19 protein-coding genes are annotated in these 14289 nt (G+C 55.1%); 2 read left to right on the top strand and 17 right to left on the bottom strand.

The window, feature by feature from the left end; all coding sequences use genetic code 11:
* Nucleotides 1-48: 48 nt before the first annotated feature.
* From GYMC52_RS07865 to GYMC52_RS07855, 3 genes are all read right to left on the bottom strand, one after another.
* A complete protein-coding gene (locus tag GYMC52_RS07865) occupies nucleotides 49-267 on the bottom strand; it encodes a YozE family protein (RefSeq protein WP_011231067.1) in 219 nt (72 codons plus the stop codon).
* 346 nt (nucleotides 268-613) lie between these two features.
* Nucleotides 614-1615: a biotin synthase BioB gene (bioB, locus tag GYMC52_RS07860; RefSeq protein ID WP_011231066.1), complete on the bottom strand. Its 1002-nt coding sequence runs from the start codon at nucleotides 1613-1615 to the stop codon at nucleotides 614-616.
* A gap of 157 nt (nucleotides 1616-1772) precedes the next feature.
* Nucleotides 1773-3212, bottom strand: coding sequence for an NAD(P)/FAD-dependent oxidoreductase (locus tag GYMC52_RS07855; protein ID WP_013523669.1), 1440 nt, complete (start codon nucleotides 3210-3212; stop codon nucleotides 1773-1775).
* 179 nt (nucleotides 3213-3391) lie between these two features.
* Between GYMC52_RS07855 and GYMC52_RS07850 the strand changes: the two genes are divergently transcribed.
* The gene (locus GYMC52_RS07850; protein WP_013523668.1) at nucleotides 3392-3985 is read left to right on the top strand and encodes a DUF502 domain-containing protein; all 594 of its coding nucleotides are present in this window, start codon (nucleotides 3392-3394) and stop codon (nucleotides 3983-3985) included.
* Between the two features lie 42 nt (nucleotides 3986-4027).
* Here GYMC52_RS07850 and GYMC52_RS07845 read toward each other — a convergent pair whose 3' ends face one another.
* Together GYMC52_RS07845 and GYMC52_RS19735 are read right to left on the bottom strand one after the other, a co-directional pair.
* Nucleotides 4028-4966: a magnesium transporter CorA family protein gene (locus GYMC52_RS07845; protein WP_013145444.1), complete on the bottom strand. Its 939-nt coding sequence runs from the start codon at nucleotides 4964-4966 to the stop codon at nucleotides 4028-4030.
* Nucleotides 4967-5280: 314 nt separating this feature from the next.
* Nucleotides 5281-5427: a hypothetical protein gene (locus tag GYMC52_RS19735; protein ID WP_013145445.1), complete on the bottom strand. Its 147-nt coding sequence runs from the start codon at nucleotides 5425-5427 to the stop codon at nucleotides 5281-5283.
* A 182-nt stretch (nucleotides 5428-5609) separates the two neighbouring features.
* On the opposite strand from GYMC52_RS19735, the gene GYMC52_RS07840 reads away from it, so the two are divergent.
* Nucleotides 5610-5900, top strand: coding sequence for a HesB/YadR/YfhF family protein (locus tag GYMC52_RS07840; RefSeq protein WP_013523667.1), 291 nt, complete (start codon nucleotides 5610-5612; stop codon nucleotides 5898-5900).
* Nucleotides 5901-5923: 23 nt separating this feature from the next.
* On the opposite strand, the gene GYMC52_RS07835 is transcribed toward GYMC52_RS07840, so the two are convergent.
* The 12 genes from GYMC52_RS07835 to GYMC52_RS07790 all read right to left on the bottom strand — a co-directional run bounded on the left by GYMC52_RS07835 (nucleotide 5924) and on the right by GYMC52_RS07790 (nucleotide 14129).
* Nucleotides 5924-6343, bottom strand: a complete 420-nt coding sequence (locus GYMC52_RS07835; RefSeq protein ID WP_013523666.1) for a PaaI family thioesterase — start codon at nucleotides 6341-6343, stop codon at nucleotides 5924-5926.
* A complete protein-coding gene (locus GYMC52_RS07830; RefSeq protein WP_011231059.1) occupies nucleotides 6343-6657 on the bottom strand; it encodes a hypothetical protein in 315 nt (104 codons plus the stop codon). The genes GYMC52_RS07835 and GYMC52_RS07830 overlap by 1 nt, the downstream gene beginning before the upstream one ends.
* 14 nt (nucleotides 6658-6671) lie before the next feature.
* Nucleotides 6672-7088 (bottom strand): acyl-CoA thioesterase, encoded by a 417-nt coding sequence (locus GYMC52_RS07825; RefSeq protein ID WP_013145448.1) that lies wholly within the window; start codon nucleotides 7086-7088, stop codon nucleotides 6672-6674.
* 116 nt (nucleotides 7089-7204) lie between these two features.
* Nucleotides 7205-7432 (bottom strand): small acid-soluble spore protein Tlp, encoded by a 228-nt coding sequence (gene tlp / locus GYMC52_RS07820; RefSeq protein WP_013523665.1) that lies wholly within the window; start codon nucleotides 7430-7432, stop codon nucleotides 7205-7207.
* Nucleotides 7433-7462: 30 nt separating this feature from the next.
* The gene (locus GYMC52_RS07815) at nucleotides 7463-7606 is read right to left on the bottom strand and encodes an acid-soluble spore protein N (protein ID WP_011231056.1); all 144 of its coding nucleotides are present in this window, start codon (nucleotides 7604-7606) and stop codon (nucleotides 7463-7465) included.
* A 55-nt stretch (nucleotides 7607-7661) separates the two neighbouring features.
* Nucleotides 7662-7793, bottom strand: coding sequence for an FbpB family small basic protein (locus tag GYMC52_RS18560; RefSeq protein WP_011231055.1), 132 nt, complete (start codon nucleotides 7791-7793; stop codon nucleotides 7662-7664).
* Between the two features lie 121 nt (nucleotides 7794-7914).
* Nucleotides 7915-8436 (bottom strand): TlpA family protein disulfide reductase, encoded by a 522-nt coding sequence (locus tag GYMC52_RS07810; RefSeq protein ID WP_013523664.1) that lies wholly within the window; start codon nucleotides 8434-8436, stop codon nucleotides 7915-7917.
* A 112-nt stretch (nucleotides 8437-8548) separates the two neighbouring features.
* The gene (locus GYMC52_RS19730; protein ID WP_011231053.1) at nucleotides 8549-8701 is read right to left on the bottom strand and encodes a hypothetical protein; all 153 of its coding nucleotides are present in this window, start codon (nucleotides 8699-8701) and stop codon (nucleotides 8549-8551) included.
* 249 nt (nucleotides 8702-8950) lie between these two features.
* Entirely contained in the window at nucleotides 8951-9799 is an 849-nt protein-coding gene (locus tag GYMC52_RS07805) for a sulfurtransferase (protein ID WP_013523663.1), read from the bottom strand.
* A 120-nt stretch (nucleotides 9800-9919) separates the two neighbouring features.
* Complete coding sequence (locus GYMC52_RS07800) at nucleotides 9920-10195, bottom strand: YpbS family protein (protein WP_015731698.1); 276 nt, start codon at nucleotides 10193-10195, stop codon at nucleotides 9920-9922.
* Nucleotides 10192-10380, bottom strand: coding sequence for a hypothetical protein (locus tag GYMC52_RS07795; protein ID WP_013523661.1), 189 nt, complete (start codon nucleotides 10378-10380; stop codon nucleotides 10192-10194). Before GYMC52_RS07795 ends, GYMC52_RS07800 begins: the two co-directional genes overlap by 4 nt.
* Nucleotides 10380-14129: a dynamin family protein gene (locus GYMC52_RS07790; protein WP_015731697.1), complete on the bottom strand. Its 3750-nt coding sequence runs from the start codon at nucleotides 14127-14129 to the stop codon at nucleotides 10380-10382. Before GYMC52_RS07790 ends, GYMC52_RS07795 begins: the two co-directional genes overlap by 1 nt.
* Nucleotides 14130-14289: the final 160 nt, after the last annotated feature.

The raw sequence follows: 14289 nt of genomic DNA, 5'->3' as shown, positions 1-14289 counted from the left end.
AGCTATTTGAAAGCGCTCCCAATTTATGAAATGGGAACGCTCCCTTAGTTACGCTTCATGCAAAAATTGCTCCCATAGCTCATCAAACACAACCATACTTTCCAAATAGTCACCGTTAAGCTCCAAATAGCCGCTCAGTTCTTCATAGTCCGTCGACCCTTTTGGAAAGCTGTGGTCTTCATACGCTCCGTTCGCAAACCGGACGACCGGATCTTCCTGGTGTCCATGGCGGAAGCGCAGCAAGTAACGGTAGAATGACTTTGCCATGTCCCCCATCCTCTTCCTTTCCTTTTGTTGCTATTATAATGAGCTTTTGGCTGTTTGTGAAGCCTTTTTTCGCAGCTTGTATTCCCATCGTACGCGTTGGGTTGGCTTTTCATGCCAAAAAAGCGCGTCAAACGGCGCAATAGGGGTTCAATCCGCTTTTCTCGTCAGAGCATAGGCAGGCCAAGTCCACCGTCTTATCATGCGCTCCGCTTCTCGCCAAGGCTTGCGATGCGCCATCGTGGCGTCCCATCTGAAACCGCATGGCGCCTCCCATGCCTCCCGCTTCGCTAGGTCTTGTCCTCGGTGAGCGCACATACAAAAAGCCGCCATCTTCCGGCGGCATCGTTCATGATACGACTCCGGCTTGCGGAGCCGGGGCAAATTCGATTTCAAACCCAAGATCCTCAAGCATTTGATAATCGGCTGACTTTTCTTGCCCGGCGGTCGTCAAATAGTCGCCGACAAAAATCGAGTTGGCGGCATACAGGCCAAGCGGCTGAAGTGAGCGCAAATTCACTTCTCGCCCGCCGGCGATGCGGATTTCTTTGGTTGGATTCATATAGCGAAAAAGGGCCAGCACCTTCAAACAGTAACGCGGGTTTAATTCGTTCGTGCCAGCCAGCGGCGTGCCGTCGATCGCATGCAAAAAGTTGACTGGAATGGAATCGGCGTCAAGCGCCCGCAAACTGCGCGCCATATCGACGACATCCCGCTTCGTTTCTTTCATGCCGATGATGACGCCGGAACAAGGCGAAAGACCAGCTTCTTTCACCGTTTCCACCGTCCGCACCCGGTCGTCGTATGTATGGGACGTCGTAATGTTCGGATGGTGCTGTTTTGACGTGTTAATGTTATGATTGTAGCGATCGACTCCCGCCTCTTTCAGCCGCGCCGCCTGCTCCGGCTTTAAGATCCCAAGGCAGGCGCACACTTTCAGCCCGAACCGCTCTTTAATTTCCTTGACCGCGGACACAACGGTGTCGATCTCTTTATCGCTCGGCCCGCGGCCGCTGGCGACGATGCAGTACGTCCCAATGCGCAAACGGTGTGCTTCTTCCGCGCCGCGCAACAACGTCTCTTTGTCGACCATTTTATACGTTTTCACCGGCGCCGTGGATACGGCGGACTGCGAACAGTAGCCACAGTTTTCCGGACAGAGGCCGGATTTGGCGTTGATGATCATGTTCAGCTTCACTTTGTTTCCATAATAGGCGGAGCGAATCCGGTACGCCCCTTGCAGCAAAAGGAGCAACTCCTCGTCCGGACAATCCAATATCGCCAATGCTTCCTCATCGGTCAGCTCGTGGCCTCCCAACACTTGCTCGGCCAACACCAGCCAGTTTGCCATCTCTCCTCTCCCCTTTCCATATCATTACATTTATCGTAACGGACCAGCCGCATATTTGTCAACTATATTTTCATTTCAGTTTACTTTTTAATCCGTCCCCAGGCAGACAGCAAAAAAACAGGCCCCCGTTTGAAGGGGCCTGCCCTCGGTTCCTCACCTAATGCGTCAATTTCTCGACGATATCGCGGGCGATCCAGACGCCGCAGGCGCTCGCCTGCGCAAGGCCGCGCGTAATGCCGGCGCCGTCGCCGCCGACATACAACCCGGCGATTTCGGTTTCAAAGCGGTCGTTCAGTTTCGGACGCGCCGAATAAAACTTCGCTTCCACCCCATAAAAGAGCGTATGCTCAGAGGCAAGCCCCGGAGTAACATGGTTGAGCGCTTCCGTCATTTCGATCAAGCTTTTCATCGTGTTGTACGGCAAAACGAGGCCTAAATCGCCCGGCACCGCTTCTTTTAGCGTCGGTTCGATGAACCCTTCTTTGATTCGCTTTTCCGTCGATCGCCGCCCTTTTAAAATGTCGCCGTATTTTTGCACGATGATGCCGCCGTTCGACAAGGCGTTCGCCAGCCGGGAAATTTCATGGGCGTATTCGTTCGGCTTGTCAAACGGATCGGAAAACTTATGTGAAACAAGAAGGGCGAAGTTCGTGTTGTTGCTGCCGAGCTTTGGATCTTTGTACGCATGGCCGTTGGCGAGCATGATGCCGGAATGGTTTTCGACGACGACATGTCCGGACGGGTTGCTGCAAAACGTGCGCACTTGCGTCCCAACCGACGTGTTGAAAATGAATTTCCCTTCATACAGATGTTCGTTAATTTCTTGCATGACGATGTTCGATGTTTCCACGCGCACTCCGATGTCAACCTGATTGTTGATCATCCGCAAACGGCGCTTGCGCAAGATTTTGCTCAGCCAAACCGAGCCATCGCGCCCCGGAGCGATGACGACTTTTTCCGCTGTCAACGTTTCGCCGTTTTTCAGCACAACGCCTTTCACTCGATGGCCGCTCTCCGTCCGCTCGGTCACGATATCATCCACTTCCGTTGTAAAGCGCATCGCAATCCGCTCGCGCAAATATTCAAAAATGCTTTTCAAAATTTCCAAATTTTGCTCTGTACCCAAATGGCGGACGTACGCGCGCAATAGCTTCAGCCCGGCCGCATAGGCGCGCCGCTCGATCTCTTTCACTTTATCCGTCATCGGGTCGGTGATCGATGTCGTCGCTCCGTGCTTCAAGTTGATCTCATCGACATAGCGGATGAGCTCAAGTACGGTCGAAGCCGGCAAATAGTCGGTCATCCAGCCGCCGAATTCGCTCGTGATATTGAATTTGCCGTCCGAATACGCCCCCGCTCCGCCGAATCCATTCGTGATCGAACAGGCCGGCACGCAGCCGGCATAGTCTTTTTTGCCGGCCGGCGGCGGACACTTTTCAATTTTTTTTTGCAAAATCGGACAATTGCGTTTATAGATATCGTGCCCTTTATCGATTAAGAGCACGTTCGCTCCAGGGAGTTTGAGCGTCAGTTCGTAGCAAGTGAAAATGCCGGCCGGCCCGGCGCCGACCACGATCACATCGTAATGATTGTTCATGATCCATCCCCCATTTCCCATGTTCCATTCGAAAGTATACGGAACATTTGGCAGTTCGTCAAGGAAAAACACGAACTTTCTTACCGAATATAACGAAAAACGTTCGATATAATAGAGAGTTGTATAAAGCCAAAAAAATTGGTATGGTGGTAGAGAATGAATAGCGGGGAGGGAAAGGGATGCGTTTTTTCGTGAAACATTTTCTAAACGGCATGCTGACGATCGTGCCAATTTTACTCGCCGTCTATGTGTGCTACAAAGTGTTCACCGTTTTGGATGGGCTGCTTGGCCAATACGTCCGTCCGTATTTGGATGGCCGCTACATTCCCGGCCTAGGCCTATTGGCGACTGTCGCGCTGATTACCGTCTGCGGTTGGCTGTCGACGCAATACGTAAGCGGCCGCCTCATTCGACTGATCGACCGGTTGCTTGAAAGCATTCCCTTGATGAAAACGGTTTATTCCGTCGCCAAAGATACAATCGCTTCCTTCGTCGGGGAAAAACGATCGTTTTCGCAAGTTGTGCTCGTTACAATGCCAGAAAGCGGCTGGAAATGCCTCGGCTTCATGACGATGGAGGATGTCGGCGCTTGGCACGATCCTCTCGCCGACTACGTCGCCGTCTATATCCCGCAGGCGTTTCAAGTCGCCGGTCTCACCCTGCTCGTCCCGAAAGAGCAAGTGGAAGTCGTCGACATCTCGCCGGAAGAGGCGATGAAATTCATCCTCTCCGGCGGTGTGGCCGTCCGAAAGCAAAAGCGGCTGCCCCAATGACAGGGCAGCCGTTCGCATGGCCATCCAAAACGCGCCTGGCCGTCAAAAGTATCGCTTTTTCCAAAAGATGTACGCCGTCGCCGCTGACAGTGAACCGGCGAGCGCCATCGCGATCAAAAAGGCGTACGGAGAGTGTTGGTACGGAATCGGTACGTTCATGCCGTAGAAACTCGCCACCATCGTCGGCAGCGAAATGACGATCGTAATGGCCGTCAAAAACTTCATCACAATGTTTAAGTTGTTTGAGATGACCGAAGCGAACGCGTCCATCATGCCGCTTAAAATGCTGCTGTATACTTCGGCCATTTCAATCGCCTGCTTGTTTTCAATAATGACGTCCTGCAGCAAATCCTGGTCATCTTCGTACATGCGCAAATAATTGAGGCGCATGAGCCGCTCCATGACGATGTTGTTCGCCTTCAGCGACGTCATGAAATACACTAAGCTTTTTTCCATGCTGAGAAGCGAAAACAGCTCCTTGTTTTTCATCGATTGGTGCAATTCTTTTTCGATTTCGCTCGTCCGCCGATTGATTTGCTTCAAGTAGCGCAAATAATACGTTGAAATCATGTACAGCATTTGCAACGCAAACCGCGTCTTCATAAACGTGTAAAAGTTTTTGATTTTGTTTTTGGAGAATTCTTCGAAAATCGGATTCTCCTGCAAGCAAACCGTAATAAAACACGTGTTCGTAATGATCATGCCGATCGGAATCGTCTCGTAAATCGGGCCGTCCACTTCATCATGGGCGACAATCGGAATGTCGACGATAATGAGCACATGGTTGTCTTCCTTTTCGACGCGCGACCGCTCCTCGTCATCCAACGCGTCTTTGATCGAATCGATCGGAATGTCCAAATGGTGGGCGATGTAGCGAATTTCGTCTTCCGTCGGGGCAACGAGATTGATCCAGCAGCCATTTTCAATATGATCGATTTCGCGCATTTTGCCGCTGGCATCGGACAAATACATTTTCATCATCTGGCATCCTTCCTCCTTTTCACGCGAGGAAGGCGGCGCCTCTTCCTTTCCGTCCGGAGCCCGTTTTCGTATGATGAGCAGCCGGCAAGAAAAGGAACAGGCCGCGTTCCCCGCTATATTCCGGTTCCGGTTCGTTCGGGCTTGAACTACTCATATACGAAAACGCCACTCCTTTCGAAAAAGATGTCCCTCAAGTAATGATAGCGCGGACCGGCCCGTTTGTATAGTAGGTGCCATAAAAAAAAGCAGCCTACTGGCTACTTTATTCACAAAACAGCGCGATGTTCAACCATCGCCCGCTCGATTCGGCTTTTTTATTCGCTCGATGGCGTCGTGTTGAAAAAATCAGGCGCTTGTTTGCCCGTTTGCCGGCTGTCCGAGCGGCGCGGATGCTTTTCATTGCTTTTCCCCATCAGTCCGTCGGATTCGTAGCTGAGCGGAAACGTCCGCTTTTTGCCCACCGCCCTCACCCCCTTCGCTTTTACTGTTTGCCGCCAGCCAGCGTTTTACTCCAACCGATGAAAACAAGGACACCGCCACTTTATGGAAAGCGCTTTATCCTAAAATTGTCAGCTAATGTTCACACAATCGTTTTACCGGCGCCGTCCATTCACTTATAATAAACAAGTGAGGAGGGGAAGCCATGAACATCATGATTACAAAAAAAGCGTTTGATTGGTACAAGCGGGAGCTCGGGCTGAAGCCGGGCGATGCGATCCGCTTTTTTGCCCGCTACGGCGGGTGCAGCACCGTGCAAAAAGGGTTTTCGCTTGGCATGGCCAAAGACGAACTGGTCGACAAGCCGGCGGCGCAGACGACGGTTGATGGCATCACCTTTTTTATTGAAGAGAGCGACCAATGGTATTTCGATGGACGTGATTTGACTGTGGATTTGGACGAAAAAAGCGATGAGCCGGTTTTTCTCGTCCATTGAATGTCCCGCGGCGATTGAAAAAGCTAGCCTTGGCGCTCGCTTTTTCGAATAATGGCGATCGTGCAGCGGGAGATGCAGACGAGCTTCCCTTGTTCGTCCGTAATGCGCACATCCCACACCATCGTCGTCCGGCCGCGGTGCAACACCGTCCCTGTCGCCGTCACCGTCCCGCGGCGAACGGCGCGGACGTGATTGGCGTTGATTTCCAATCCAACGACGTTTTCCGTGTTGGGGTCCACAAGCGCGTACGCGCCGATGCTGGCGACCGTCTCCGCTAAGGCGACTGAGGCGCCGCCATGCAGCAGCCCAGCCGGCTGGTGCGTGCGCCAGTCGACCGGCATCGTCGCGACGACGCGGCCTTCGCCAATCTCAACAATTTCGATGCCGAGCGTATCGATCAACGTATGTTTCGACATTTCCTTCACAACGGCCAAATCGATCATCATTCCTTCTTCCCCCGTTTCGTGAATCGTTCCAGTTCAAACAGCCGTCCTTCCTGCTGCAAAATGCGCGTTTGCGTCTCACCGAGCAAATCGAAATGCGGAAACTCACCGCGCCGGTCGATCCACTCTTCCTTCAGCCCGTACTGCCGCCCCCAAGCGGCGAGTTTTTCGACATCGGCGCAGCCGACTTTCGTCACTGTCGTGCAATGCGGAAACCGTTCGTCGTACCAATAGTGGGTCAAAAAGGCGATTTCACCGCGCTTCACTTTCTCTTTCCATGCCGCGAGCTCATGTCGGCGGATGCCAAACGCCATCGCACCGCTCCCCTTTACCGCTTCGCCCGCTCATATGCTTCATGCCAGTCAGGAAAATATTTGCGGATCACGATCGGCCGAAACGTATCGCGCTTGACGCAAACGTGCTGCGACTTTCCGGTCACCGCCACCTCGCCGTCCGGGGCGAGAATCTCGTAGCCGTATGTCACGCGGATGCCGTCATAGGCGTCAATCCATGTGCGGACAGTCGCGGTTTCCCCATAACGAAGCGGCTTTTTGTACGACACTTGCAAATCGACAACAGGCGAAATGATGCCTTCTTTCTCCATGTCAGCATAATGAAAGCCAAGCTGTTTGATCAATTCCGTGCGCCCGACTTCCATCCAAACTAAATAGTTCGCGTGGTAGACGACGCCCATTTGGTCTGTTTCCGCATAACGCACTTCAATTTGTTTTTCTGCCACTTTCACGTTCGTTCTCCCTCCATTTTTTACCGAGCCCCCTCTTCTATGTTACCATTCGCCCGTCGGCTCGCTCAAGCGGTAGACAAAAAAACGAAGCCGCCCCCGCATGAGGGCTGCTTCGTTTACTGGTAGCCGTGTTCCCGTGCAGCTGCTTCGTCTCGGATTTCCGCGCGCATCGCAGCGATCGCTTCTTCGCGGCGGCGGTTTTTCGCACGGATCTTCTCCTGCTCCTCCGGCGACGCAAACTGCATCGTTTCTTCGGCTTTTTCTATGTTCTCAATGGTGTTTTGCACCATTTCTTGCAGCTTTTCCACATTGTCGCTGCGGTCATCCGGTTTCGGACGCGGCATGAATGCTTCCTCCTTTGCGCGAGTTTCCGGCTATTCGCCCTTCGTTTGGATGACTTGGGCGTGCTGGCCGGACTGGTCTTGCATTTGTTTGCCCTTGTTTCCTCCTGCGGCGCGAGGCTGTGTGCCGATATGGTTCGGCACGAAATGTTTGCGGCTTCCTTTCGGATTGCTCATTGTCTTCGCCTCCTCGCCATCTAGTCTGTCCGCCCGGAGAACCGCTATGCATGGGTCATTCTGCTTTTTTGAGCATCCGCTCTTCCAGCTTTTTCTCGATTTTTTCGAGCGCTTCCCGATCGTTCAACAATTGCCGTTTGTTCTCGCTGATCAGTTCTTGGAGAGTCATTTTGCGGGATCGTCTCATCGCTTCAACCTCCCCTCACTTTTATTGTAATCTTATTCATGCCCAAAAAAGATAAAAATTATGACAACTTTTTGAAAAATAACGAACCACGAAGAAAGCGCCTTTCGCTGCAGCCATCTGCTCAACGAAAAAGCGCTGTTTCCTGCTCGAGCCGCTTCGCCGTCACCGGGCCGACAATTTTTCGCCGAATGACGCCGTTTGGATCGATAATATACGTCGTTGGAATCGTTTGGATTCGATATTGACGAAGCGCTTCGCCGCGCACATCGAGGCCGACTGGAAACATGAGCCTGTTCGCTTTCGCAAACCGCTCAGCGTTGTCCAACGTATCTTGCGTCGTCAAATGAACGGCAAGGAGCGCAACTTCGCGGCCATGCCGCTCGTAAAACTTGGCAAGCTCCGGCATTTCCTTTTTGCACGGCGGGCACCACGACGTCCAAAAGTTGAGGACGACCGCTTTGCCGCGCAGCGCCGACAACTTAACCGACTGGCCCCCAAGCGCCGGCAAGGTCAAGTCGGGAGCCGTCTGACCCACTTCCGGACCGGCTCCGTTTGCTTCATTCGGTTTGTCAGCTGCCATCACATTCCAAAGGCCATAGCCGGCGACAGCCAAGAACAAAAGAACGACTAGCCATTTCCGCACGTTGTCCCCTCCCTACCGGAGCCTCCCGCCGCTCTGTCCACGATTATAGCACATACGTTTGACATTTGCCAACCATCGTGCTTAAAACGAAAAAACGAGGGGCGCGCCCTCATCATGATCGGATGTTTTTATGATCGTTTTTCATTTTCTCCGCTTCGACTTCTGCGTACGAAGCGAATTCGCTCCTCCATTCGTTAAAGCCGTTTTTCTTCTTCGCGTTGTTGTTTCGTTGGGCATTGGCATTGCCAAGCTTTGTCCGTCCCATGCGTCTCCTCCTCTGCTTCCGTCGGTTCACCTATAGTATCCGCCGGCGGCCAAAAAACTATGCATACAGCGGCTTCAACCGGCGGCCGAAACAATGGAAGAAAAGCGAAACAAACACTAGGTGAAAATCGTTGAAAATCAACAACGCTTCGACCTCATGCGGACCGAAAAAAGAAAACGAAAAGGAAACAACGGTTCCATCCGACAACACCGAGGCGTCGAATGATGTTTCAGCCCGAATCGGAGAAAACTAAGCATCGGATGACGGGTCACCCGTTTCAATCGGGTGGTCCAGATAGGAAATCCAGTCGCTGAAACTGCCGACGTACAGCCGAACGTTGTGATAACCAGCTTCGTGGAGCGCCAACACGTTCGGGCAGGCGGTGACGCCGGAACCACAGTAAACGATCAACGGCTGCCCACGGTCAAAATCGGCAAACCGAGCCGCCTGCTCGACAGCGCTTTTCCAGTAGCCGCCTTCCGTCATTCCGTCTTTCCAAAACCGGTGCACCGCTCCTGGGATGCGGCCGGCTCGACGGTCGATCGGTTCTTCCAGGCCGGCATATCGCTTCCATTCACGCGAATCAATGAGCACAGCCGAGCGATCGCGGACGGCGGCGCGCACATCCTCAACCGTCGCCAGCCATGACCGATCCGGACGCGGCCGAAACGGGCGGGACGCCACAGCAGGGACGACGTTCGTCACCGGATGCCCTTTCTTCTTCCATTCACGATAATTGCCGTCCAATACGTATGCGTGGGCATGGCCGAAATAGCGAAGCAGCCACCAGCAACGCGCCGCCATCGCCCCGTCTTGGTCGTCGTAAGCGACAACGGTCACCGTTTCATCGATGCCGACCCGGCCAAACACGTCCGCCGCTTGCTCGGCCGACGGAAGCGGGTGGCGGCCGCCGTGCTCTCCGACTGGGCCCGACAAGTCGCGTTCCAAGTCCATATACACGGCACCGGGAATATGATCTTCCTGGTAAACGGCCGCTCCTTTCGCAGGATCGCCAAGCCAAAACCGACAATCAAGAATGCGCGTGTTTTCGTCGTGCAAATGGCGAAGGAGCCATTCATGGGAAACAAGCGACGCCATATGTCCTCCCCCTTTTTGTTTTTGCTGACGCCAAACGTTGTTTCTTGATCGGAACGGAAAGCAGCCAATCATCAACAGGACGCCGGCGGCGCCGACACGCTCAGCCAGCGCTCGCCATCGTCACGATCGCTCTTTCCCTTCAAGCCGGTTCACGTACTCGCGCACCATCTCCGGCGTCACGCACCGGCGCGCCTGCACGAGGCCGCTTTTGGCCAGTTCGTTCATCCGCTTCGTCACTTCATTGATCCCATCAACCGTAAACGGCTCGCCGCGGCGGCACCGCTCGACCGCTTCGTCGATGAGCCGCTCGCGCTCGGCGTCGAGCATAGCAAATTGCTTCAAGATGGTATGCTGTTTTTGCACATGGGCAGTGATCGCGTGATGCACTTCGCTCAATGGTCCTCGTCCTTTCCTGCTTCTTTTTCCATCAAACGCCGGACGTTCGGTTTCGGCGTCCAACAGTTGAACCGATAGTTCGGTTTCGTCGCATAGCCGAGCCGGTGGCAATACGTGTACAGCCCGTCGGCTCGCTTTTCTATACGGTAGTGGATGCATGTAGCGCAAGCGTGAAACCGGTTCATCAACGCGCCTCCCCGCCGCGGCCCGAAAGAAGGCCGCGAAGCGCCGCTTCGATGCGGGCGAGCGCCTCATGATCCGCCGTTGCGGAGAGCACGGCAAGCAAGCCCTCCATATAGCTGTCGACTTGTTCCGCGAGAGCGGCCGAAAGTGCGGCGACGGCAGCCTTGTATTGTTCTGCGTACGTCGCCACAAGCCGCTCTTTTTGCTCAGCCAAATAGGCGTCGATCGGCTCGACAAGCGCCGCCTCAATTTCCTCTTTCATCCGCCGCTTTTCGTCGCGCTCAAAAAATGATTTGGCGTTTTTATACAGCGAAAGCGCCTTGGTAAACCGCACCCGGTCTACATCCCCAAGGGCGTTGGCAAACTCCGGCGCCGAAAAGGCAAACGGCTCAGGCGGCGTGAGCGCGAGCGCATCATCGAAACGACGAAGCTCATGGAATAGGCGCGAGAACTGCTCGGCCAGCTGCTTGTGCAAAAACGACTCAACACGCAAGCTCGTCGCCCGCAACTCTTGGGCCAAATCAAAGCCAACCGATGCGAGCAACTCGTCGAGGCAACGCTCAAGCGCCCGATGCGCCGGGCCTTGGTCGTCGCAGAGCACCGCCGGGTTGAACGCCTCCTTAAACACATCGTTGAGGCGGAAAAAGACGCGCTGCTTGACGTAATAGAGCAATTCGTCGACTTCCTGGCGAAGCGCCTGCCGGCCGTAGGCATCATCAATGCCAGCAAGCACGGCGTGCATCTTCGTTTTCACCGCCTCAAGCGCCTGCCGTTTCTCCGCTTTTTCCGCTTCGCTTTGCCCGGCGGCGCGCGCGAATTCCTCTGCCGTCCGCCGCGCCCGCTCAAGCTCGGCATATGCGCTCTCGACGGCGACTTCCGCCAGTTCTTCCGTTAAGAAGCGGAAGAAGTCGGTTTCAAAGGCAGACAAGCCGGAGTCCGCCAAGACGCCGCGCGGACCGGGCTCGGCCCCCGTTTTTTCCGCCAGCGCCAAGCGGCTTGAGAGCGCATAAAGGCGCGGGAAGCGGATGCCGAAGCGGGCGAGCTCTCCGTTCATATAGGAAATGACGGCCTCAAGCTCCTCTTTCGACTGGGCCAAATCAGCCGCATTGATGACGAAAAACATTTTATCAAGCGCAAACGTGTCTTTCACGCGCCCAAGCTGAAGCAAAAACTCGCGGTCTGCTTTCGAGAACGCATGGTTATAATACGTCACAAACAACAACGCATCAGCATGCTTCATGTAATGAAACGCCACTCCCGTATGGCGGGCGTTAAGTGAATCCACCCCCGGGGTATCCACAAGCGTCACCCCTTGGCGGGTGAGCGGACAGTCGGCGTACAACACGACCTCATCTAAGAAACATGACACCGCTTCGTCAGCAACATACGTCTCGAGTTCTTCCCAACCGATGGAGACGATCTCCCCGAATCGACCGTTCATCCGCTCATAGCCGGCCGCGGCAGCTGCCAAAAAAGCCACATGCGGCTTTTGCGCCGGATGTTCGGCTCCCGATTCGGCCAGGCGGGCGCAAAGACGGAGCGCTTCATCCCATGTATCCGCCTCATGGCCGCACTGCCGAAGCGACGATTGCACATCCGTCCAAATTTTCGGTTCGCTTTTCACCTTGACCACCGCCGTGCCGTGCGGATGCTTGTGATCAGGCGGGGCGATTTTGCTGATGGCGGCGGTTGTCGGGTTGGGCGACGATGGCAGAAGCGGGGCGCCGAGCAAGGCGTTCGCCAGCGACGATTTGCCGGCGCTGAAGGCGCCAAACAAGGCGACGGTAAACGATCGCTCGCGAAGCCGACGCGCCTTGTCGCGCAACGTTCCAGCGAAGCGGCCAAGCATTTCGGACCGTTCAAGCCAAGCCGCCGCCGCCTCAAGCCGATCGGCCGCCTCTTCGCTCCGCTGTTTTCCGCCGCTTGAAAGCGTCCGAGCTTCGTCCGCTCTTTCGCTCACTCCGAGGCCGGCCGCTTCCTGACCGAGCGCTTGCTCTTTGACGGAAAGACGGCTTGTTTCCGCTGGCTTGGATGCTGCTTGCGGTTTTGCCGCCTCGGCATGACGCGCTTTCCGGAAGACCGGCGGCGCCGTCAACGCGGCGAGACGGTTTTCATCAAGCGATGCAGACTCGCATGGAGCAGCGATCAGCTGCTCGAACGCACGCCGGCGCTCGTCCCGCTCGGCTCTGAGGCGGGCGAGGCGGGCGGCGAGCTCCACTTTTTCGCGCGCCGCCGAAAACTGTCCGTTCAATGTTTCTGTTTGGGCGGCCGCCCGTTTGGCGATTTGTTCCTTCAGTTCGGCAAACAAGGCGAGCGCCGAGTCACGGTAGCGTTTTTTCAGCGCCGCCGCCACCTCATCCGTATAATTTAATAGCGCGGCGCCGCTTGATTCCGCCCCTTGTTTGACGAGGCCGGCAAGCATCGTCTCATCCCACTCCGCCGTCCATTGCTGGCACTCGCTGAGCCAAGCGTCATCAGCATGCCATTCTTTCCCAAACTGAACAAGGAGCTGGCGGACGTGCCATTCGATCTGCGCCGCCGCTTGCGCTTTGACGCTTTCATAAAACGCCTCAAGCCGCCGCTTGCGCTCTTGCTCCGTTTTTGTCTTCGCGAACAACAAGCCCACTTTGAAATTCGGCTGCATCGCCTGCAAGTACGCCTCAGCCCGCTCCCTCGTCTCAAACGGCATCACGTACGCGTTTTGCAGCACGCGCTCAAGCTCCGAACGGAACGCCTCCTCCGCCCGCGACGGCGCTGTTTGCCAATCGGCAAGCTCCGCCTCAAGGCGATCGAGCTCCGCGATGGCCGCCGCTTCGTCATCGGCGCCGCCAAGCACCTCGAGGCGCGCCTCAATCTTTTGCTCAAGCGGCTCGTGCCGCGCGCGGAGATGCTCAAGATGGCAGTCGGCGATCCGTTTTAACGCCGACTCGGCGCCGCGGACGAGCCATTCCTCCTTGTCGGCAAACAACCGGCGCAAACAAGCGACAAGCTCATGCCATTCGTTGTGCGGATGTGACGGGTCTTTCAGCGACAAGAAAAACAAACGGGCCGCCTCAACCCCCCAACGCCGGAACGCCTCGGCGGCCGAGGCGCGAAATTCAGCGAACGGCAGCTCGTCGTCGCGATGTTTATCGATTTGGTTGATGATCAAATAAACGGTCTTTCCTTCATCTGTTAATTGTTTTGTAAATTGGAAGTTTAATTCCGCCTGCACATGGTTATAATCCATGACGTAAAAGACGACATCCGCCAAATGAAGCGCTGACTCCGTCGCCAGCCGGTGGGCGTCATCGGTCGAATCGATGCCCGGCGTATCGAGGATCGCAACCCCCGGCGGGATGGCGTCCGTCGTTCGGCTGATTTCAATCCATTCGATCGTCTCCCCGTCCCGGCATTGGGCGCGAATCAAGTCCGGGTCGTACGGCGGTTCATACTCGACCGGCTCATCGCGGTGGAAAAAGACGCGCACATAGTCCGGACCGGCTTTCACCTTGACGAGATTGGCGCTCGTCGGAATCGGGCTGGACGGCAGCATCGGCTCGCCGAGCAACGCGTTGATCAAACTCGATTTGCCGGCGGAAAAATGGCCGCAAAATGCGACAATGAGCTCACCGGATGCCGCTTTTTCGATGAGCTGCTTCACTTTGTCCGCATGCTCCTGGTCATCCGCGGACTGAAGCTGATCGTGCATGTCGATCATTTTCGAAAGCCACAGCCGCAATGACGGCCGCTCAATCGCAATATGCCCCATGACCAAAACCCCTTTGTTTCCGTCAATGTCATTTACATTCATTTTACTGCATTTCGCCCCGTTTCCCAATAGAAAAAAAGAAAAATCCCGCCGTAACCCGACAGGATGACATAGAGAAAGAGGCAACGCCCTGCCGCCGCCCGCAGGCGAACGGCGAACA

Source organism: Geobacillus sp. Y412MC52, from assembly GCF_000174795.2.
GTDB lineage: Bacteria > Bacillota > Bacilli > Bacillales > Anoxybacillaceae > Geobacillus > Geobacillus thermoleovorans.
This window is presented reverse-complemented; position numbering and strand designations above follow the sequence as displayed.